This is a genomic window from Chloroflexota bacterium, assembly GCA_018648225.1.
GTDB lineage: Bacteria > Chloroflexota > Anaerolineae > Anaerolineales > UBA11858 > NIOZ-UU35.
In genome coordinates this window covers 23,430-43,857 of the sequence record JABGRQ010000108.1, presented here as the reverse complement: position 1 = coordinate 43,857, position 20,428 = coordinate 23,430, and the positions used below count along the sequence as shown (strand labels likewise).

Below are 20,428 nucleotides of genomic sequence, written 5' to 3'. Positions count from 1 at the left end.
TCCCGAACTTTTTTCACTTGTCTGTTTTCGGTTTTCAACTGACTGAACGAATACGCGGAATATTAATAATAACAATACAAATTTCAATATTTTCAAGTTTTACTATTGACAAATTAATATTTTTGCGTACAATATCATTTAGATTTAAGTGCCACCTAATTTTCACAAGGAGAGCACCACATGTACGCAACATTTGAAATGGCAAAAATTCGCCAGCACCAAACACTTGAAGCCGCCGCCCAAATCCCCCCTTCCCCGGCGCAGCATGATTTGTTGTCCATCTTAGGGACGCTGTTAATCCGCGTGGGACGCCGTCTGCAAGCCCGCCATCAATACGGCACAGTATTGCACGCCGGTTAGGATACAACCCCCACGCCCGGGGATACCGGTCAGCAACCCTGTTTTGCAATTCGGAACCTCCGGGCGTTTTTTTAGTGAAAGGTAAAGCCCTATGCACACTCTCCCTACCCAATGTCCCTTCTGCAGCGGCGAAGTCACAGTTACAAAAATTTACTGTCGCGAATGCGATACAACCTACGAAGGCCGTTTTTCGGCGGGTACGTTTTTTGCCCAACTTTCCAGCAAGCAACTCGAATTTGTAGAAACCTTTGTGCGCTGCGAAGGCAAAATCAATCGCATGGAGCAAGAGCTAAATCTCTCGTACCCGACCATTCGCAATCGGCTGCACGAAGTCATTCGGGCGATGGGGCACGAACCCGGCGCCCCCGAAGATGGCGCGCTTTCCGAAACTGCCCGCCGCAAAGTACTCGAAGACCTGGATGCGGGGCAAATCAGCTACGAAGACGCCATCAAATTGCTCGAAGAAGGCGAGGCCTGAGATGGTGCAAAAATCACTCGAACTCGGGCCTGCGCCCGAAATATTCGTTGAGCAAGTTGCCGGAGACCTGCACATCAAGGGCTGGAAACGCAGTGAAGCGCTGCTAAAAACGACTTGCGAAAACAAAATTGTATTTGAATTGAGCGATAAAGCCCTAAAGATTAGCTGCCCCGAAGATTGCATTCTCTACGCCCCACACGATTCTAAATTGAATATTCAGCAGGTCGGTAAACATGTACGCCTGCAAGCCCTGGAGGGCGTTACCAAAATCCACACTGTGGGCGGCGGGCTGACGCTGCGCGATGTCGGCGCAACCAACGTCGAAAACGTGGGCGCCGAATTTTCGGCCAAACGCGTGCGCGGCGATTTGCGCGTGGGCACAATTGGCGGCGGGGCGCGTGTGCGCGATATTGATGGTCAATTCGCTGCCGCCAGCATCGGCGGCAACCTGCGCCTGAGCGATGTCAGCGGCGGCGTGACTGCCGTAGCCCGGGGCAGCGCCCGCATCGAAATTTCGCCCGTGCCCTGGCAGGCCTACAACATCACTGCGGGGGGCAATCTTCGCTGCCATGCCCCCGAAGACCTGAACGCCGAAATTGCTTTCAGCAGCGGGGCGCAGAAAATTCAGCTTTCTTTCCCAAATCGCAGCGAAACCGTCCGCGAAGGGCTGTACACCGCCGAATTTGGTGAAGGCGGCACCAGCATCCAATTCAACGCCGGGGGGAAAATTGAACTCGTCGGCCTGGATTCCGATTGGGATAATGACGACTCTTTTGACATCCATCTCGAGGGCGATTTCAGCCGCATGGCCGAGAGCATCACCCGCCAGGCTACCGAACAAATCGAAGCCCAGCTTGGCTCACTCAACGAACACTTATCCGGCCTTTCAAAAACCCTCGAAGAAGCCGGTCTGCCCGCCGAGCGTTCACAAGAAATTTACCAACGCCTCGAGCAGGCCCGCCTGAAGGCATCACAGCGCGCCCAGGCAGCCGCCGAACGCGCCCAGGCCAACCTGGAGCGAAAACTAGCCGCCGCCCAACGCAAAGCGGTGCGCGAAACTCGCAAACAATCCCATAAATCGTTTTCCATTGATGTGGACGCGCTGCAATCCGCCGCCAAAACTGGCGCCGATCCGGTCAGCGACGAAGAGCGCCTGCTCATTCTCAAAATGTTGCAAGACAACAGCATCAGCGTAGACCAGGCCGAAGAGTTGCTATCAGCGTTGGAGGGCAAATAAATCATGCCACTTTCCGAAGAACGCAAACAAATCCTGGGGATGATCGATCAGGGCATTATCAACGCAGAGGAGGGATTCAATCTGCTGCAAGCGCTGAATGCCGAACCGGACGAGCATAACTCCTCCGGTGTGGATTCTGCTACCGAGGCAGAAATTCTCCCCAATGAGATTCGCGGCGAAGAAAACATGGCCCCCGACCCCGAAGAGATCGCCCGCTGGAAGCGCTGGTGGCTGATTCCGTTGTACGTTGGGGCGGGTGTTACCGCGTTCAGCGGATTGCTCATGTATTGGGCCTGGCACGCGTCGGGGTTTGGCTTCTGGTTCGCCTGCACCTGGATGCCCTTTTTAATCGGGGTGCTGTTTATGGCTATCGCCTGGAGCAGCCAAACTTCGCCCTGGTTGCATGTACGCGTCAAGCAAAAAACGGGTGAAAAACCCCAACGGATTAGTATCAGCTTTCCGCTGCCCATCCGCCTCTCCGCTTGGGGCTTACGGAACTTTGGGCATTTGATCCCCAATATAGATGCCACCGGCCTGGACGAAGTCATCCTGGCCCTGGGCGACAGCAAAACCGAAGATACCCCGCTCTTTGTCGATGTCAGCGAAGGCGACGACGGTGAGCGCGTACAGGTATTTATTGGATAGAGGAGACAACCCATGACCACAGCCGAAGAACGCATGAAAATTCTGAAAATGATACAAGAAGGCAAAATTTCTGCCGATGAGGGCGCAAAATTGCTTAAAGCGCTCAGCGCCAGCAGCGATAAACCCAAACGCAGCGATAAAACCAACCCAAGCGGAGCACGCTGGCTGCGCGTGCGCGTCACCGATATGCACAAGGGCAAAGCCAAAGTTAATGTCAATTTGCCACTCAAACTTATTGACGCCGGGTTGAATATTGCCGCCCAATTCACGCCCGATGTCGATTTTGAAGAACTGGGTACTGCAGTCAGTGAGGCGATTGCCGAAGGCATGACCGGGAAAATCGTCGATGTGGTAGACGCCGAAGATGGCGAACACATTGAAGTTTTCATAGAGTAAAAACAACTTATTCCTCCATGCCAGAAGGCGCACAAGTGTTGGCTTGTGCGCCTTCTACGTAAGGGATAAAATCAGACTTTACACTACATCGCCCTCACCCTGAGCCGAAGCTCTGAGCAAAACGAAGAGATAGCGAAGGTCAGGGTGAGGGTCGTGCGCAAAAAATACTCAACAAGGAGTGCCCCCATGCAACAACCAACGCAAAAACGCCCCACCGGGATGCTAGGCTTCAGCATTGTCTGGCTGGGACAGATTATCTCGGTGTTAGCCTCAATGATGACCAACTTCGGTATGACATTGTGGATGTATAAACAAACCGAGAGCGCCACGGCAATGGGGTTGATGCAGGTGGCATTTATCACACCGTTTCTACTACTTTCGCCCATCGCTGGGGCGATGGTGGATCGCTACAACCGCAAGCTGATGATGATGCTCAGCGATTTGGGCGCGGTACTCTCCACAGCAGGCATTTTGATTCTCTATTCTACGGGACATTTGGAATTCTGGCATCTCTATGTTGCCGCGGTTGTCAATGGCCTCGGGAATACCTTCCAATGGCCTGCCTATTCTGCGGCTATCACCACGATGGTTCCCAAAGAGCAATACGGGCGCGCCAACGGCATGATGTCCATGGTTGAAGCCGGGCCGGGCGTGTTGGCTCCCATGCTGGCTGGCGCGGTTTTGGCGCTCAGTTTGGATGGCCCCTTTGATAGCTTCGCACTGATTATGCTGATTGACCTGGTTACGTTTTTCTTTGCCATTGGGGCGCTGCTCCTGGTCTACATTCCGCAGCCCAAACAGACCACCGAAGGCGAAAAAGCCTCCGGCAGTCTCTGGCAAGAAGGATTGTACGGCTTCAAATACATCTTTGAGCGCCCCAGCCTGCTCGGTTTGCAGATCATCTTTTTCTTCGGCAATCTGTTTAGCGGCATTGGCTTTACCGTTTTTGCGCCTATGATTCTGGCGCGCACCGGACAAGACAGCCTCATCTTCGGCTCGGTGCAAACTGCCGGGGCCGTGGGTGGTATTTTAGGGGCGGTCATCATCAGCGCCTGGGGCGGATTCAAGCGCCGCGTGCATGGTGTACTTTTGGGCTGGATGATGAGCGGTATTTTATTCGCCTTGATGGGCCTGGATGCCGGGCCAACGCTGTGGATTGTTGTGATGGGCGTAGCCGCGCTCTTCTTCCCGCTCATCAACACATCCAATCAGGCCATCTGGCAAAGCAAAGTTTCCCCCGACTTGCAGGGGCGCGTTTTCTCGGCGCGGCGGTTGATTGCCTGGTTTGCACAGCCGATCTCGCCCATCATCGGCGGCACGCTGGCCGACTTCGTTATGGAACCGGCCATGCAATCTTCCAGCGGGTTAGCCGCGGTTTTTGGTCCGCTTTTCGGCACCGGCCCCGGCGCAGGCATGGGGGTGTTAATCGCGTTTGTGGGTCTGGCTGCCGCGCTGGGGGGCCTGATGGGGTATTTCATCCCTTATATCCGCAACGCCGAAGACATCCTTCCCGACCACGACGAAGGATAAAAACATAACGCCAGGGCGCGAAGACGCGGAGCCGCAAAGAAAAAACCTGGAAAATCTTTGCGACTTTGCTTCTTCGCGCCCTGGCGTTAAAAACGATATGATAGAATCCCCACGATGCAAATCTCCGATCAACTTCAGGGCATATTAGACACCCTGCCCACCAAAACCGGCTGCTATCTGATGAAAAACGAAGCCGGAAAAGTCGTCTACGTGGGCAAGGCCGTCAATCTGCGCAGCCGCGTGCGCTCGTACTTCAACAGCGGGGGGCAAGATCATCCGCGCACGCGCCAATTGGTGCATAAGATCCGCGACATCGAATGGATCGTAGTCGGCTCCGAATTGGAAGCCCTGATCCTGGAGATGAACCTGATCAAAAAGCACAAGCCCTTCTATAACGTGCGCCTGAAGGATGATAAACGCTATCCCTACATCAAACTCCATTGGGGGGAAGATTACCCTAAAGTCACCGTTACCCGCCGCGTAGTCGAAGACGGGGCGCAATACTTCGGGCCGTATACCGGCGTATGGGCGGTGCATCAAACTTTGGATGTGCTGCGGCGCATCTTCCCTTACCTCACCTGCAACCGCGAAATCACCGGCGAAGATACGCGCGCCTGCCTATACTACGACATCAAGCTCTGCGTCGGGCCGTGCATTGGGGCCATCAGCAAAGACGAATACCGCGCCATGATCGGCAGTTTGGGCGAATTTTTGCGCGGGCGCACCGACGGCATTGTCAATCGGTTGCGTGGTGATATGCAGACCGCGGCCAACGAGCTACGCTTCGAGCAAGCCGCTGCGCTACGCGACCAGATCGACGCCATCCAGCATATCGTTGCCCGGCAAAAAATTGTGCTATCATCAGATTACGAAGATACCGATGTGATCGCCCTGGCGCGCTCCGAGCGTGAAGCCTGCGTGCAGGTTTTCTTCATCCGCAACGGCAGGCTCATCGGGCGTGAGTACTTCCTCATGGAAGGCACCGACGATACCCCCGACGCCAACATAATGGGCGAATTTGTCAAACAATTCTACGACCAAAGCCCCAGCATTCCGCCCCAGGTATTGCTACCCCACGAAGTCGAAGAAACCAAAATTATCCACCAATGGCTGGAAAACCGACGTTCGGGCAAAAAAGTAAAAATCAAAATTCCCAAGCGCGGCCAAAAGCGCGAACTGGTGCAAATGGCCGCTGAGAACGCCGCCGAAACGCTCAAGGCACTCAAAACCCAATGGGAAAGCGACGAACACCGCCAAACTCAGGCGCTGGCTGAACTGCATGAAGCCCTCAATCTGCCCAAAGCGCCCGCCCGCATCGAGTGTTACGATATTTCCAACACACAAGGCACAGCCATGGTCGGCAGCATGGTCGTTTTCGAACAGGGCGTGCCCAACAAACAGCACTACCGCCGCTTCAACATCAAAAATGTGGTCGGCCCCGACGATTTCGCCAGCATGGAAGAAGTACTCATGCGCCGCTTCCGCCGCTGGCAGGCCGCCGAAGAGTTGAAGCAGGATGACAGCCCCGGAGCCAAGAAACCCGATGCGTCTTTTTCCGCTCTGCCCGATTTGTTGATTGTGGATGGTGGCAAAGGACAGTTGAGTCGTGCCGTCAAGGTGTTGGATGAATTTGGGCTGGTTGATGTGGTGCCTGTGGTGGGGTTGGCAAAACGTGAGGAAGAGTTATTTACCCCCGGAGAGCCGCGCCCTATTTTGCTCTCCCGCAAATCCGAGGGACTCTATCTCGTGCAGCGCATCCGCGACGAAGCGCACCGTTTCGCTATCACGGCTCACCGCAAGCAGCGCTCCCGCTTGGGGATCACATCCCAACTCGACACCATCCCCGGCATTGGCCCGGCACGCCGCAAAGCCTTGATGCAACACTTCGGCTCCATCAACGCCATCCGCCAGGCCTCCGAAAAAGAACTCGCTGCCGCACCCAAAATGAACGTCAACGCCGCTGCCGCCGTCAAAGCGCATTTACAGTAGCTAAAGGTGACAGGCACTTTCGTGTAGTATTTCGTGCAAAGCGAGTAAGCAAAGTGCCTGTCACCTGGAGTATCAGGATATTATGAAAACTGCATGGTATGTCGAAGACGATGGGGAAATGATCCAGGCCATTCGTTTGATGCTGCGCCTGCTGGATTATGAAACGCGCTCCTTTTTCGATTGCAAACGGGCTGCCAAAACGCTGCTGGCCGGAGAAAAACCCGATATTATCCTTTTAGATATTAACATGCCCATTGTTACCGGCATCGATTTACTCAAATATATCCGCAGCCGCGCCGATTTAGATGCGCTTCCGGTGATTATGCTCTCCTCTGAAGTCACCGATACGGTGATTAATGAGGCGGTTGGGTTGGGCGCGGATGCATACCTATTTAAACCAGTGACCATTGACGAATTAGAGGATAAAATAGCACAGGCTATACAAAGCCGTAATCAATTTATAGAAAGGAAATCAAAAAATGGCTAAAAAACAAGCAAAAAGAAGACGATCAACATCGCAAACGGTTATGCTTATTATTGGCGTTTTAATTATTCTCGCTATGATACTCCCATCCGTGCTAACTTTCATCCAGTAAATCAGGCTGCCATGAGCCAAAAAATCATCGTCTACGCAACAGCGTGGTGTCCAGACTGCCATCGAGCGAAACGCGTGCTCGACAAAGCAAACGCTGACTACGAATGGATCAACATTAGTAACGACGACAAGGCACGCGCCCAGGTTGAAAAACTCAACAATGGCAATCGCAGTGTGCCAACCATTATCTTCCCCGATGGCGATGTTCTCGTTGAACCCTCCAACACAGTTTTAAATCAGAAACTCGAAACGCTAGCCTGAGGCAATCGGCGTGGTGCGTTTCAGTCTCAGATAAGGCCTCGAACTGGAGTTTTTGCGCTTCCCGTTGTATACTCGTAGCACAACACTACTCGTACCGCAAGGCTTTAACAGCATACCCATTGAGGAGAGAGCAACATGAAAGTTTCTGTTCTGCAAGAGAATCTCACCCATGGTTTGAATATCGTATCGCGTGCAGTTTCCCCGCGCAGCACACTGCCAGTGCTGGGCAATATTCTGGTCGCCACCGATGAAGGGCGTTTACGCCTTTCGGCAACCAACCTGGAACTGGGCATCACCTGCTGGATTGGCGCCAAGATTGAGGAAGAAGGCTCCACCACAGTACCGGCGCGCACGTTTACCGATTTAATCAATACCTTGCCCTCTAGTCAAGTCAGCATGAACCTCGATATTCGCTCACAAACGATGAATGTGCGCTGCGGCTCATCCACCACGGATATGAAGTGTATCGATGCGCAAGAATTCCCCCCCATGCCCACCCCCGACATGCGGGACGGCATCCAACTCAATGTGGCCGATCTCAAAGAGATGATTCAGCAGGTGGTCTTTGCGGCTTCGAATGATGAAGCCCGCCCTATTCTCACCGGGGTATTGCTGAATGTGGAGGGCGACAAGATGACCTTTGCCTCCGCGGATGGCTTCCGATTATCGGTACGCTCGGCGGAACTTTCCTCCCCGGTGGGGCAACCCATCAAAGCGGTGATTCCCGCTCGGGCGTTGAGCGAATTAGCCAGGATCAGCTCCGATGGCAGTGAAACCGTCACAATGATGCTGCCACCCCAGAGCGGGCGCGTGATTTTCCGCACAAAAAATGTTGAGCTGGCTTCCCAACTCATCGAGGGGAATTTCCCCGATTACGAGCAAATCATCCCCCGCGGCCACCAAACCCGTACCGTACTTTCAACCGATGCATTCTTGAAAGCCTGCAAACAAGCCGAGATTTTCGCCCGCGAAGGCACGCTGATTGCGCGGGTGAGCATCACCCCAGGGGGCGAACTGCAACCCGGCACGGTGGAAATTTCCGGCCAATCGGAGGAAACCGGCTCCAGCCAGGCGGTGGTGGATGCTTCAATTGAGGGGCCGCCAGTGCTGATTGCCTTCAATGTGCGTTTCTTGCGCGAGGCGCTGGAGGTGATGAAAACGCCAACGGTTGCGCTTGAAACTACCGCCGACACCAGCCCAGGCATGTTGCGCCCGGTAAGTAATCGGGATTTTTTGCACGTCATTATGCCCATGCACCTGGGGAATTAATTTCACCTGTGTTTCGTTTTCATCCAAAGCCATTGCGGCTTCGGGCCTTATAGGGCTTTCGCCGCGTCGTGGAAAATTTTCGAAAAATAGGGGTGTGCGGGTTACTTGGTAACCCGCACACCCCTATTTTTCGAGTTTTCCGCTTGCAGTTGCGATTTTAGGAAAACATGACATTACCCAGCCCATCCACCGACCGATCTTTACGCATTCACTTGGCCTTGGCGCAATACCCAATTTTGCGCACGCGGATTCGCGCCCGTATGCGTCGCGAGCTTTTTGAACGCGGAATTATCTCGCCCAAAAATTTCGAGGCCGAAGTACGCGAAAAAGCGATTCAATCGCAGGCGCGCGAGGGGTTGCACGATCCGCTCTGGGAAGAAACTGAGGAGATTTGGGAAACGCGCATGTCGCGCATCCGCACGCATCTCACCGATTTTTATTTTGCCTACAACTTGCGTTACGAAGATTTCGAACGCATTGTCAAAGATGTTGTCGCCGAACGCGGCTCACGCCCAGATGAGATTGAAGTGTCCTTCAATCCGGAACTGGCGCCCCAGGAAATGCTCTTTGAGCACGCGCTGGCCCTTGAGCGCTTGCCTGCTGAAGAAAAAGCCCATTATCAACACCGTTACAACGAGTTGATCGTTGTACTCATCCGCCGCATGATCAGCGATCAACTGGCTTATATCAATATTGCCAAAGCCTGGTTTACAGCCAGCGATTTGATGGAAATTCGAAGGCGCAAAATTGGGCTGGGAAAAATTGGCGGAAAGGCAGCGGGGATGCTGCTGGCCGCGCGCATTCTTAGCGAAGTTGCTGAAGATGATATTCGCGATTCGCTGTGCATTCCAGAGTCGTTTTTCATCGGCTCCGATGTAATGTATGCCTTTATGACATACAATAATTTGCTGCACTGGAATGATCAAAAATACAAATCTGAAGCGCAAATTCACGCTGACTACCCCACAATTCAAGCCGAATATACGCAAGGCGAATTCCCGGATGATATTCTCGAAAAATTGCGCACCTTGCTCGACGAAGTCGGGGACAAACCGCTAATTGTGCGCTCATCCAGTTTGCTGGAAGATAATTTTGGCACCTCTTTTGCCGGAAAGTACGATAGCGTATTTTGCCCTAATCAGGGTTCAGTCAAACAAAATCTGCGCGATCTTACGCAAGCGATTATTCATGTTTTCGCCAGCGGCCTGAACCCCGATGCGCTGCTCTACCGCCGCAGCATGGGCCTGCAAGATTATGACGAACGGTTGGCAATTTTGATTCAGGTTGTAGAGGGGGAGCAATATGGCGATTACTACTTCCCGCACGCGGCCGGGGTTGGTTTCAGCCGCAATCTTTATCGCTGGTCGCCTCAAATTCGCAGCGAAGATGGCTTTTTACGCCTGGTCTGGGGAATGGGCACGCGGGCAGTAGATCGCGTGGGCACCGATTATCCTCGTCTGGTGGCGCTCAGCCATCCCCATCTGCGCCCAGAATCAGCCCCCAAGCTGATTCGCCAATACTCGCAGCACGCTGTCGATGTGATCAATCTGAAAGAAAATCGTTTTGAAAGCCTGCCAATCGAAAATGTGCTCGACCGGCGTTACCCGCTGCTACGCTATATCGGCGAACTTGATCAGGGTGGCTATCTTATGCCCATCCGCTCATTGCTCTCAGATGAAGATGTCCAAAATGTTGTGCTGACTTTTGATACATTGATTCAACGTACCCAATTTGCCGACCGGATGAAACGCATTCTCACGATGCTGGAACATTACTATAAAACCCCTGTAGATATGGAATTTACTATCCGCCTAAAAGAACTACAAAACCTGACACCGGAATTGACCATTTCGATTTTGCAATGCCGTCCACAAAGCCACGCTGAAGATGAAGAGGCGCATATCCCCGAACACCTGGCTGAAGATACAATTATCTTCTCAACCAGCCGCATGGTGCCGCAAGGGAAAGTGAAAAATATTCGCTATGTTTTATATGTATCTCCCGAGGGCTATTTCGCACTGCCCACCTCGGCGGCGCGCGCCGAATTAGGGCGCACTATCGGGCGCCTCAACACTGCACTGGCAAACGACACCTTCATTTGCATTGGCCCTGGGCGCTGGGGTACACGCAACCCCGATCTGGGTGTCAATATCCGCTACTCAGAAATTTATAATACCGACTCGCTGATTGAGCTTTCCGGAGCCGGAATTGGGCCTGCCCCGGAACCATCCTTCGGGACACACTTCTTCCAAGATTTGGTGGAAGCGCGCATATACCCGCTGGCAATTTATCTGGATGATGAAGATGTCATCTTTAATCGCGATTTCTTTTACAACACCCCCAACCGTCTGATCGAATTTGCCCTTGATGAGGTTCATCTGCAAAATAGTTTGCGCCTGATCGAGGTTTCAAGCTATCGGCCCGGCCACCACCTTGAATTAATCATGGATAATCCAGTTGGGCGGGCGGTAGCATTCCTTGCTGCGGACTAAAAAATGAAAAAATTTATTGCTGTTGCTGGAAATATTGGCGTTGGAAAATCAACTCTAGTAAATATGCTCGCCAAACACCTGAATTGGCAGCCGTTCTACGAACCGGAAGCTGAAAATCCCTACCTGCCAGATTTTTACCGGGATATGAAAACCTGGGCCTTCCATTCACAACTTTTCTTTCTCACCCACCGGCTGCGCATTCATCGTCGCCTGATCGATCAACCCCATTCGGTGATTCAGGATCGCAGCGTGTATGAAGATGCCGAGGTCTTCGCCCGCAACCTCCACCTGCAAGGCCAGATGGGCGAGCGCGATTACACAACCTATTGGGAGTTGTATCAGGTTTTGAGTGAATTCTTACCCCCGCCCGACCTGGTGGTCTACCTGCGCGCCTCCGAAACTACGCTGCTGCGCCGCATCCATCGCCGCGGCCGCGACTACGAGCGAGAAATCAGCCAGGATTATTTGCACCAACTCAACCAGTTATACGAATCCTGGGTCAACAACTTCAGTTTATGCCCGGTACTCACCGTCCCCGCCGATGACATGGATTTTGTCGAACACCCCGGCCATTTGGCGCTAATCGTCCAAAAGGTGCAACAAAAACTCACCGGAAAAGATGTGGTCGTTTTTGACCCTGAAGAAGTCGCCAACGGGCGCAATTATATTGTCAAAAAAAGATAAGTCGAAGCAATATTGCTTCGACTTATCTTTTTTCGACCAATTCCCCTCCCCCGATACGGGGGAGGGGACAAGGGTGGGGGCTATTCTTTGCTGCGCAAATGGGGGAATAGCAGCACCTCGCGTATGCTATGCTGATCCGTCAGAAGCATCACCAGGCGATCCACACCTAAACCAAAACCGCCGTTCGGGGGCATCCCGTAGCGCATGGCACGCAGATAATCCTCATCAATGGGATGGTGTTCTTCGTCATCGGCATCATAATCCCGCCCCATTTCAACAAAACGCGCCTCTTGATCGAGCGGATCATTCAATTCGGTGAAAGCGTTGCACAACTCCATACCGCCGATAAAACCCTCAAACCGCTCCACCGTCAGCGGATCGCCGGGGATGGATTTTGCCAGCGGAGAAATGTCGCGCGGATAATTATAGAGGAACGTCGGCTGGATAAAGGTTGGCTCCAGATAGGTGCTGCCCAGTAGATCGATGAGTTTGCCGCGCGTGGCTCCGGGTGGGGAATCGATGCCCTGGGCTTTCATCGCTGCGGCGAGACTCTCGCTCGTGAGGTGATTCTGAATATCAATGCCGATTTTGTCGAGAAGGCCCTGGCGCAATTCCACGCGCTGCCAGGGCGGATCAAGATTGATCGCTTGCCCCTTGAATACAAATGTACCCTTACCAAAGACTCGATTGGCCACAAATGCCAGCATTTGCTCGGTGAGCGCCATTACCTGTTCGTAATCGGCATAGGCCCAATAAAATTCTAGTTGGGTAAATTCTGGATTGTGTTTGAAAGACACGCCCTCATTACGAAAATCGCGCCCAATTTCATAGACCTTTTCGAAGCCGCCAACCAACAAACGTTTCAGATATAACTCGAATGAAATTCGCAAATATAAATCTTGCTTGAGTTGGTTATGATGAGTCACAAAAGGCTGCGCCGCCGCCCCGCCATAGATGGGCTGCAAGATGGGCGTTTCCACTTCGAGAAAACCCTCGTTATCCATAAAATCGCGCAAGGCACGCAGAATCGCTGAACGTTTACGGAAAACGGCGCGCACCTCAGCGTTGATGGCTAAATCGGCATAACGTTGGCGAAAACGCGTTTCGGGATCGTTGAGCGTGGCATGTTGCACAACTTCGCCATCCACAACTTCATCTTTTGCGGCTGGCAGCGGCGTGACTGCCTTTGCCAACATGCGGAAAGCCTCAACCCGTACTGTGGCTTCGCCGGTGCGCGTACGAAACATTAATCCAGTGGCCTGTACAAAATCGCCCAGATCAAAGTTGCGGCTGAAAAATTGCAGCGCTTCTTCGCCAACATCATTCAGGCGCAAGAAAAGTTGCACGCGTCCTGTACCGTCTTCGATATGTGCAAAAGTAATCTTACCCATCGGGCGCATTGAACGCAATCGTCCGGTTAATGTGACGATCACCGAGTCTGCGTTCTCATCCCCTTCAACCGTCTCGAAAGCCTCGATGGCAGCCTGCGCAGTATGCGTGCGCTCTGCCCGTGAAGGGAAAGGCTCTACACCTTCGGCACGCAGCGCATGAATTTTTTCAATACGAATTTGCTCTAAATTGGATAACTCAGCCGCCATGTTGTACTCCTTAGTCTGTGGGAATATCTCGGAAGTCGCTATCCCATATGGTTGGAAAATCACGAATTTTTTCGAATGGCTCAAATGGCACGAATATAATGACGGGGTTCAGATTTCACAGAAAAACACTCGTGTTATTTGAGTTACTCGTTATCATTCGTGATAAAAAACTACACTTTTGTAGTATCAAAATACTATAAAAAAGCCCCGCACCAACAAATTGGCGCGGGGCAAATTTTATCACGCCTTAACTTTTATTCGACCTTCAATACCGATACCGTAAATGAACCATTGGGTGCGTTTACAGTCACCAGATCGCCTTTTTTATGTGTTAGCAATGCTTTCCCCAAGGGAGATTCATTCGAAATCAATCCGTTGCGCGGGTCGGCTTCAACAGCCCCAACGATAGTATAGGCTTCAGGCTCCATACCGTCTTCCTTAATTGTCACTTTGGTGCCAATTTGCACAAACCCGTTTTTGTCTTCGTCTGAGATTAACTTGGCGTTTGCAAGAATCAACTCAAGTTCGCGAATGCGCCCTTCAACAAAAGATTGCTCATTGCGTGCGGCATCGCATTCGGCATCCGCATCGACGCCTGCATCGCCATCTTCAAGTGCCTCGCGCAAACGCTCGGCAACTTCTTTTCGCCGAGTTGTGCGCAAGTATTCAAGCTCTTCTTGCAGTTTTTCATAACCTTCTTGGGTCAAATAGGTTGGTGGCATCATTCGTCCTTGCACCTTTATGCTCATGTAACTGCTCAATATAGGTCAATCCCAAAAGGAGTCATTTGAGTGGTTACAACTTCTGGTTGTTGCAAAAATTCTTAGGGCCTGCACAACTATAATGGTCTGCGCCCCATCCTGTAACAAAAAACCTCTTACTGAGCGTAATCGTTCGGATGAGTGAAGATTATTATCAGCAAGAAGCGCCATGAACAAAAAAATGACGCATAACTTTCTGCGCCGCGGGCAGAATTCTAGCACAAGTTTTTATGCATGACAAGGGCAAAAACAGAACATTCATTCTAGCACCAAAGGGTCACGCCTGCTTGCCTTTCAACGTAAAATTGGATCGCGGCGTACATTTCATCACGACTGGCCCAAAAGGTGCTAATTTGAGATTGATGTGCCGCCACTGCAGATTGCCATTTTGCCAGTGCAGCCTTCGAGATAGGATATTGCCGGGGAGTCAGATCACCTACATCCCAGGCAGGGACATCCAGCACGTAGGGGTAGTCGGCGTAATACCCCAGGGGGCAGCCCAATCGCTCAGCCGCGGCCCGCGTCAGGCGATGATCCACATGCCCACCCAACCCCCAGGGAATGATGATTTTGGCATCGACGGGCAGGGTAGCCTTCATGGTTTGAGCCAACTGATCCACCAGCACGGCTTCATCTGGGTGAACTTCGCCAAAAATGGCTTCTTCGGTAGCATAAAGCGGTTCACCGGTGCGCAGCGAGCGGCGATAAATGCAATCGGGCAGCGAAAAATGACGGTATGCTACTTCCAGCACACGACATGATTCAATATCTTCGGCCCGACGCACAGCTGTGGCCTCGCGCCCCACACCCCAACGCCGATGCAGAGCGCGGGCAAAGGGCGAGAGTGGGCCTGAGGGCGCATCACCCGCGCAGATCGTCCACACACTGATGCGTTCACCAGCCAGACTTTGCCGCCACAGCAGCCCACCGAGCGAGAGGGCAATATCATCGAGATGCGGGGAGAGGTAAATCCAAGTCATTGGTGAGATTATATATCAGGACTTACGCACTTTCGCAAAAGAAAACCCAAAAATAGGGGTGTGTGGGGTGCTTTGCACCCCACACACCCCTATTTTTGGTATATTTCTCATCGTTTTGCGTAGTCCTATATATGAATTTTGTATGATTCCACTGCAAAATCACATCTATTCTTGACAGAAATAGTCTTATTATTTATGATATATATAAATTAAATTATTGAGTTTCAAATTAACTCTTAACCCTATCCACCCCCTTAGGAGGCTACGATGTTCCACAAAATTTTTCAAACCCTGGATACGAAACTCGGCTTTGAAGAAGCCAAAGCGCACTGCGACGTTCCCTGTGGCATCTACGACCCGATTGTTGCCCAAATCAGCGCCCTGACTGTTGTGCGTATGATGGATTTGATGGCCGGTCTGGAAAGCGAAGGCGTTGCCCGCGACAACAGCATGTCTCGCTATATTGCCGTGAAAGAAGAGCACGCCGAGAATGCCAAGCACGAAGTTCGCATTATCTGGGGTGATTATATTAAAGATCACCACGTTGAAGCACACCCCGAACTGACCGGCGTGGTTCACAAAGTTATGCAGCTTGGTTCCAAGGTGCGCCAGACTGCCGACCGCGAGGCGGGCGTGGCCTTTGTTGAGGCTGTCAATCAGTTTGCCGAGATTTTCTGGGCGACCAAGAACGTAAAGACCAAGAAAGCCAAAGCTCCCTACGCTCCGGCGTTGGAGATGGTTTATCCCGAACTCTAGAAAAAAAGAGCCGAAAAATAAAGCTGTCAGCATGGGTCACGCTGACAGCTTTATTTTTCGGCATTGTTCATGCTCAAAATTATTAAAGTCACCGGTGAGAGTTTATCGCCCAGATATCAGACGGGGGATTATGTGCTACTGGCAACCAATGTCCGCGTCCGGCGTTTGCGTTCTGGCGATGTGATTGTCTTTCGGCATGAAATCTACGGGCGGATGATAAAGCGCGTGGAACATATCTCACCTGATGGCGCACAAATCTTCGTCACCGGCACGCACCCTCACAGTATCGATAGCGCCACCTTCGGCCCCATTTCCCCGACAAATCTAATCGGCAAAGCCATCTGGCATATCCGCAAGCCACGCTGATCGTTTATAATCGGCGCTATGGAATCGCGCCCCCCCATCTCCCCAAAACTCGCCATCCCCTTTGGAATCCTGGCCGTTTCAACATCTTCCATATTTATTCGTTACGCGCAGGCCGATATGGCCTCAATCGTCATCGCTGCCGGGCGTTTGAGCATTGCCGGGGCTATTTTGGCTGTTCTGGTTGCATGGCGTCATCGCGCCGAAATCCGTGCCCTCACGCTGCGCGAATTACTGCTGGCGTTGCTTTCGGGCTTCTTCTTGTCGCTGCACTTTGCCACCTGGATTACCTCCCTCGAATACACTAGTGTTGCCAGTTCAGTGGTGCTGGTGAGCACCGCGCCGCTGTGGGTAGCCCTTCTGGCCCCGCTAACGATCAAAGAGCCAGTCAGGCGGGTTGTCGTATTGGGTATGGGATTGGCGCTGCTCGGCGGGACGATCGTAGGGTTGAGTGATTCATGCACCCTGGGGGGAGGCAGCCTGCAATGTCCGCCGTTCTCAGATTTTGTGGCGGGGGAGGCCTTCACGGGGGATTTACTCGCCCTGGCAGGCGCATTGGCCGGAGCCGGGTATTTGCTCATCGGGCGTAGATTGCGCGAAGGAATTTCACTTGTCCCATATATTTTTCTGGTATACGGAGTAGCGGCGATTTTTCTATTGGGGTATATGCTGATCGCCGGTGAAACATTGGCCGGGCATCCACCGCGGGCTTATTTGTGGTTATTGCTGTTGGCGCTGGTGCCGCAACTCCTGGGTCATTCAACCTTTAACTGGGCCTTGCGCTATCTATCGGCGGCTTTTGTTTCGATCACTTTATTGGGCGAACCCATCGGATCGGCGGTATTGGCTTATTTTCTCTTGGGGGAGACGCCATCCTTGATGATGGGTTTTGGTGCTATACTTATTCTGGCTGGCATCTGGGTTGCTGGTAGTCGCTAATTAAAAACCCGTAGGGTCTGTTTTTGTATGGCACGCTCATCTTCCTCATCAGCGAATAAAAAAACTCCGTCATCCCCACAATCTCAATTCTCAAACCGGGTTGTGGGCCTATGGCTGCGCTTCGAGCGCTTCGTCGGGGATATCGCCGGAGTATTGGTCATCGCCATTGCCCTGATGACATTATTGGGCATTCTCACCCCTGAGTTAGCCAGCGGCAAACTGCTCACCGCGTGGGTTAGTTTTATTAAACGGTGGCTAGGCTGGGGCAGCATTTTTGTGGTGCTTTCTACTGGTGCGCTTGGGCTGTTCCTGCTGCGCCGCCGGGCGGAGGATATGCCCGCGATCCGTTGGGGGCGCATTTTTGCCCTGGAGGGCGCGGCTTTCTCGTTTATGGCATTGCTGACGCTGATCCGGGATGATAATCTCACCGCCAATACGCTGGAACGCGCCGAACTTGGCCTGGACGGCGGATTGGTGGGCTGGGGTCTGGCAGAGTTGTTGAAGTCATTTATGCCCTATTTGTTGGCTTTGGGGGTCACGCTGATTGCCTTCCTGATTTTCGTCACGATGGGGTTAAATCTGGTGGGGTGGCTGACGGGCTGGCTGGAACGCGCCCTTTCGGCGGAATCTACCCCGAGAATTGCAGGACCACGCGCCTCTGCCGTCAGCGTGGCGCCTGCCGATCTTGGTAATTCACAACGAGCCGCGGCACAGGCATCCAAGAAAAAACCTCAACGGGTCGCGCCCGAATTCCGCAAGAGTTTTAAAGTTGAACCCACGCAAGATGAATTGCCTATCGAGCCACTGACGCGTGCCGAAGATTTGCCCAGTCTGGAGATGCTCTCTGCCGAAAAAGGGCATCGCCCCAGCGAGCGACATATCAACCAGCGCGCCGGGCTGATCGAGCAAACGCTGGCTGAGTTTGGCATCCCGGCCAAGGTGGTCGGTTTTCAGGTGGGGCCAACGGTAACGCAATTTGCCGTAGAACCGGGCTATATTGAGAAACCGGGCGCGACCGCCGATGAAATTGCGCATATGCGCAAAGTGCGCGTTTCGCAGGTTTCGGGGCTATCACGCGATCTGGCGCTGGCGTTATCGGCGTCGCGGCTGCGTATTCAGGCTCCGGTGCCGGGCCGAGCGTATATTGGTATCGAAGTGCCCAATTCGCAATCGAGCGTAGTGCGCTTGCGGGCGGTTCTGGAGTCGGCGGCTTTTCACAAGACCAAGTCGCCGCTGGCAATTGCACTGGGGCGCGATGTCTCGGGCGAGGCTGTAGTGGCCGATTTATCAACCATGCCACACCTGTTAATCGCCGGAACAACCGGTTCGGGCAAATCGGTGAGTATCGCGGCGATCACAACGTGTCTGGTGATGAATAATACCCCGCGCGATTTGCGCCTGGTGATGATTGATCCCAAAATGGTGGAATTGATTCGTTTCAACGGATTGCCGCACTTGTATGGCAAAGTGGAAACCGACCTGGAGCGAATTCTAGGGGTATTACGTTGGGTGGTCAGCGAGATGGATCGGCGTTATATATTGCTCGAAGAATCACGCTCGCGCAATATCGATACCTTCAACCGCAAGATGGCGCGCCGCAAAGATGGCGAAACCCTGCCGCGCATTGTGGTGCTGATTGACGAATTGGCCGATTTGATGATGTCGGCTCCTGAACAAACCGAGCACAATCTGGTACGTCTGGCGCAGATGGCGCGCGCCACGGGTATTCACTTGGTAGTCGCAACACAGCGCCCCAGCACCGATGTGGTCACCGGGTTGATTAAGGCCAACTTCCCGGCGCGTATGTCTTTTTCAGTAGCATCTTCAATTGACTCGCGCGTGATTTTGGATACCACCGGGGCCGAGCATCTACTGGGCAGCGGCGACATGCTCTTTTTACCGCCAGAAGCGGGCAGCCCCATTCGCGTCCAGGGCGTGTGGATCACTGACCATGAATTGGAAAAAGTTGTTGATTTCTGGCAGAAATCCAGCCAGATCAAAGCCGAAGATACGCCCCCCTGGGATGCCATGCTCGAAAAAGAAGCCGTACTTTCGGATCGCGATGGGCTGATCGAAGAAGCGATCAAACTGGTACAGCAAACGCAACGCGCCAGCATCTCCATGCTCCAGCGGCAGTTGCGCATCGGCTACCCGCGGGCGGCACGCCTGATTGACGAATTGGAAGACCTGGGGGTGGTTGGCGAGTCTCAAGGCGGCGGCAAGGAACGCGATGTGCTGATTAACGAAGCTGATAGCTGGATGGATTATCTGCAATAACCTTGCTTGACAGCCCATCTCCACTGCGATAGCATTCATGCTTGGTACAAATTGCGCCAAATTTCAGAGATTTTGTACTGGGCAGCATACACATTGCTCAAAGCGTCAAATATCCATGAGGACGCCGGGAAACCAAGCAAATAAAATCCTGGTAGGGTATTCCTGGTTTCCTCATAAAACAGGAACGTATCGTGACACAACTAGCTGAAAACCAAGAAATACCCCAAACCTTTACCGATATGATGAGAAAACTCTTCAAGGGTTTTTTCGACCCCATCGGCAAATTTCTCAATCAGATGGGCCTGACACCAAATACAATGACCCTGATCGGTCTGGCGGGGAACACGGTCGGCGCCGTCTTTCTAGCGCGCGGCGATATGTTGACCGGAGGGTTGATTATTCTGGTCATGGCGCCTATTGATGCGCTGGATGGCACCATGGCGCGCCTGCGCGGCGAGCCATCCACATTTGGAGCTTTTGTCGACTCGGTCACCGACCGCTATGCAGAGTTGATTACATTTTTAGGGTTGCTGTATCACTTCCATCAGAGTGAATATTGGTTTGCCAGCCTGTTGGTGTATCTGGCCGCGGCCGGATCCATGCTGGTTTCATATGTGCGCGCCCGCGCCGAAGCGCTGGATTACGATGCCAAGGTTGGCATTCTCACCCGCATGGAACGTTATTTTGTGCTGGTGCCCGCGCTGATTTTTAATATCCCTGTTATCGGCATTGGCATTATCGCCTTGCTGGCAAATATCACCGCGCTGCAGCGCATTCTCTATGTGCGCAAGCAAGCGCATATTGAGATGAAGAAATAA

The 20,428-nt window shown here is 52.7% G+C and carries 20 protein-coding genes; 17 read left to right on the top strand and 3 right to left on the bottom strand.

Going from position 1 to position 20,428, the window contains the following annotated elements; translation table 11 throughout:
• The first annotated feature begins 180 nt into the window (after positions 1-180).
• The 12 genes from HN413_10545 to HN413_10490 all read left to right on the top strand — a co-directional run bounded on the left by HN413_10545 (position 181) and on the right by HN413_10490 (position 11,936).
• Positions 181-360 carry a hypothetical protein gene (locus tag HN413_10545; protein ID MBT3390840.1) on the top strand — a complete coding sequence of 60 codons (180 nt, stop codon included), beginning with the start codon at positions 181-183 and terminating at the stop codon, positions 358-360.
• Between the two features lie 91 nt (positions 361-451).
• The gene (locus tag HN413_10540; protein ID MBT3390839.1) at positions 452-838 is read left to right on the top strand and encodes a DUF2089 domain-containing protein; all 387 of its coding nucleotides are present in this window, start codon (positions 452-454) and stop codon (positions 836-838) included.
• Between the two features lies 1 nt (position 839).
• Positions 840-2,075: a hypothetical protein gene (locus HN413_10535; GenBank protein ID MBT3390838.1), complete on the top strand. Its 1,236-nt coding sequence runs from the start codon at positions 840-842 to the stop codon at positions 2,073-2,075.
• A gap of 3 nt (positions 2,076-2,078) precedes the next feature.
• On the top strand, positions 2,079-2,720 hold the full coding sequence (locus tag HN413_10530; protein ID MBT3390837.1) for a hypothetical protein: 642 nt from the start codon (positions 2,079-2,081) through the stop codon (positions 2,718-2,720).
• 12 nt (positions 2,721-2,732) lie between these two features.
• Positions 2,733-3,116: a hypothetical protein gene (locus HN413_10525; protein ID MBT3390836.1), complete on the top strand. Its 384-nt coding sequence runs from the start codon at positions 2,733-2,735 to the stop codon at positions 3,114-3,116.
• A 219-nt stretch (positions 3,117-3,335) separates the two neighbouring features.
• Positions 3,336-4,646 carry an MFS transporter gene (locus HN413_10520; GenBank protein ID MBT3390835.1) on the top strand — a complete coding sequence of 437 codons (1,311 nt, stop codon included), beginning with the start codon at positions 3,336-3,338 and terminating at the stop codon, positions 4,644-4,646.
• A 114-nt stretch (positions 4,647-4,760) separates the two neighbouring features.
• A complete protein-coding gene (uvrC, locus tag HN413_10515) occupies positions 4,761-6,635 on the top strand; it encodes an excinuclease ABC subunit UvrC (protein ID MBT3390834.1) in 1,875 nt (624 codons plus the stop codon).
• Between the two features lie 82 nt (positions 6,636-6,717).
• Entirely contained in the window at positions 6,718-7,122 is a 405-nt protein-coding gene (locus tag HN413_10510) for a response regulator (protein MBT3390833.1), read from the top strand.
• Positions 7,123-7,242: 120 nt separating this feature from the next.
• The gene (locus tag HN413_10505) at positions 7,243-7,491 is read left to right on the top strand and encodes an NrdH-redoxin (protein ID MBT3390832.1); all 249 of its coding nucleotides are present in this window, start codon (positions 7,243-7,245) and stop codon (positions 7,489-7,491) included.
• Positions 7,492-7,626: 135 nt separating this feature from the next.
• Complete coding sequence (dnaN, locus tag HN413_10500) at positions 7,627-8,760, top strand: DNA polymerase III subunit beta (protein MBT3390831.1); 1,134 nt, start codon at positions 7,627-7,629, stop codon at positions 8,758-8,760.
• Positions 8,761-8,927: 167 nt separating this feature from the next.
• Positions 8,928-11,252, top strand: coding sequence for a hypothetical protein (locus HN413_10495; GenBank protein MBT3390830.1), 2,325 nt, complete (start codon positions 8,928-8,930; stop codon positions 11,250-11,252).
• Positions 11,253-11,255: 3 nt separating this feature from the next.
• Positions 11,256-11,936: a deoxynucleoside kinase gene (locus HN413_10490; GenBank protein MBT3390829.1), complete on the top strand. Its 681-nt coding sequence runs from the start codon at positions 11,256-11,258 to the stop codon at positions 11,934-11,936.
• 80 nt (positions 11,937-12,016) lie between these two features.
• On the opposite strand, the gene lysS is transcribed toward HN413_10490, so the two are convergent.
• The 3 genes from lysS to HN413_10475 all read right to left on the bottom strand — a co-directional run bounded on the left by lysS (position 12,017) and on the right by HN413_10475 (position 15,275).
• The gene (gene lysS, locus HN413_10485) at positions 12,017-13,534 is read right to left on the bottom strand and encodes a lysine--tRNA ligase (protein ID MBT3390828.1); all 1,518 of its coding nucleotides are present in this window, start codon (positions 13,532-13,534) and stop codon (positions 12,017-12,019) included.
• Between the two features lie 254 nt (positions 13,535-13,788).
• Positions 13,789-14,256 (bottom strand): transcription elongation factor GreA, encoded by a 468-nt coding sequence (gene greA / locus HN413_10480; GenBank protein MBT3390827.1) that lies wholly within the window; start codon positions 14,254-14,256, stop codon positions 13,789-13,791.
• Between the two features lie 302 nt (positions 14,257-14,558).
• Positions 14,559-15,275 (bottom strand): PIG-L family deacetylase, encoded by a 717-nt coding sequence (locus tag HN413_10475; protein MBT3390826.1) that lies wholly within the window; start codon positions 15,273-15,275, stop codon positions 14,559-14,561.
• Between the two features lie 267 nt (positions 15,276-15,542).
• Here HN413_10475 and sodN point away from each other — a divergent pair, with 267 nt between their 5' ends.
• The 5 genes from sodN (at position 15,543) to HN413_10450 (ending at position 20,428) form a co-directional block, all read left to right on the top strand.
• On the top strand, positions 15,543-16,031 hold the full coding sequence (sodN, locus tag HN413_10470) for a superoxide dismutase, Ni (protein MBT3390825.1): 489 nt from the start codon (positions 15,543-15,545) through the stop codon (positions 16,029-16,031).
• A gap of 69 nt (positions 16,032-16,100) precedes the next feature.
• Positions 16,101-16,397: a hypothetical protein gene (locus tag HN413_10465; protein MBT3390824.1), complete on the top strand. Its 297-nt coding sequence runs from the start codon at positions 16,101-16,103 to the stop codon at positions 16,395-16,397.
• 18 nt (positions 16,398-16,415) lie between these two features.
• Positions 16,416-17,333 carry a DMT family transporter gene (locus tag HN413_10460; protein MBT3390823.1) on the top strand — a complete coding sequence of 306 codons (918 nt, stop codon included), beginning with the start codon at positions 16,416-16,418 and terminating at the stop codon, positions 17,331-17,333.
• A 27-nt stretch (positions 17,334-17,360) separates the two neighbouring features.
• On the top strand, positions 17,361-19,610 hold the full coding sequence (locus HN413_10455; protein MBT3390822.1) for a DNA translocase FtsK: 2,250 nt from the start codon (positions 17,361-17,363) through the stop codon (positions 19,608-19,610).
• Positions 19,611-19,801: 191 nt separating this feature from the next.
• Positions 19,802-20,428: a CDP-alcohol phosphatidyltransferase family protein gene (locus HN413_10450; protein MBT3390821.1), complete on the top strand. Its 627-nt coding sequence runs from the start codon at positions 19,802-19,804 to the stop codon at positions 20,426-20,428.

Excerpts from the sequence above, each read along its gene's own strand:
- HN413_10475 (MBT3390826.1), bottom strand. The coding sequence starts at position 15,275 with ATGACTTGGATTTACCTCTCCCCGCATCTCGATGATATTGCCCTCTCG.
- lysS (MBT3390828.1), bottom strand. The coding sequence starts at position 13,534 with ATGGCGGCTGAGTTATCCAATTTAGAGCAAATTCGTATTGAAAAAATT.
- HN413_10535 (MBT3390838.1), top strand. The coding sequence starts at position 840 with ATGGTGCAAAAATCACTCGAACTCGGGCCTGCGCCCGAAATATTCGTT.
- HN413_10465 (MBT3390824.1), top strand. The coding sequence starts at position 16,101 with ATGCTCAAAATTATTAAAGTCACCGGTGAGAGTTTATCGCCCAGATAT.
- HN413_10545 (MBT3390840.1), top strand. The coding sequence starts at position 181 with ATGTACGCAACATTTGAAATGGCAAAAATTCGCCAGCACCAAACACTT.
- HN413_10540 (MBT3390839.1), top strand. The coding sequence starts at position 452 with ATGCACACTCTCCCTACCCAATGTCCCTTCTGCAGCGGCGAAGTCACA.
- HN413_10505 (MBT3390832.1), top strand. The coding sequence starts at position 7,243 with ATGAGCCAAAAAATCATCGTCTACGCAACAGCGTGGTGTCCAGACTGC.
- HN413_10490 (MBT3390829.1), top strand. The coding sequence starts at position 11,256 with ATGAAAAAATTTATTGCTGTTGCTGGAAATATTGGCGTTGGAAAATCA.
- HN413_10510 (MBT3390833.1), top strand. The coding sequence starts at position 6,718 with ATGAAAACTGCATGGTATGTCGAAGACGATGGGGAAATGATCCAGGCC.
- HN413_10530 (MBT3390837.1), top strand. The coding sequence starts at position 2,079 with ATGCCACTTTCCGAAGAACGCAAACAAATCCTGGGGATGATCGATCAG.
- dnaN (MBT3390831.1), top strand. The coding sequence starts at position 7,627 with ATGAAAGTTTCTGTTCTGCAAGAGAATCTCACCCATGGTTTGAATATC.
- HN413_10460 (MBT3390823.1), top strand. The coding sequence starts at position 16,416 with ATGGAATCGCGCCCCCCCATCTCCCCAAAACTCGCCATCCCCTTTGGA.
- HN413_10520 (MBT3390835.1), top strand. The coding sequence starts at position 3,336 with ATGCTAGGCTTCAGCATTGTCTGGCTGGGACAGATTATCTCGGTGTTA.
- greA (MBT3390827.1), bottom strand. The coding sequence starts at position 14,256 with ATGCCACCAACCTATTTGACCCAAGAAGGTTATGAAAAACTGCAAGAA.
- sodN (MBT3390825.1), top strand. The coding sequence starts at position 15,543 with ATGTTCCACAAAATTTTTCAAACCCTGGATACGAAACTCGGCTTTGAA.
- HN413_10455 (MBT3390822.1), top strand. The coding sequence starts at position 17,361 with ATGGCACGCTCATCTTCCTCATCAGCGAATAAAAAAACTCCGTCATCC.
- uvrC (MBT3390834.1), top strand. The coding sequence starts at position 4,761 with ATGCAAATCTCCGATCAACTTCAGGGCATATTAGACACCCTGCCCACC.
- HN413_10495 (MBT3390830.1), top strand. The coding sequence starts at position 8,928 with ATGACATTACCCAGCCCATCCACCGACCGATCTTTACGCATTCACTTG.
- HN413_10525 (MBT3390836.1), top strand. The coding sequence starts at position 2,733 with ATGACCACAGCCGAAGAACGCATGAAAATTCTGAAAATGATACAAGAA.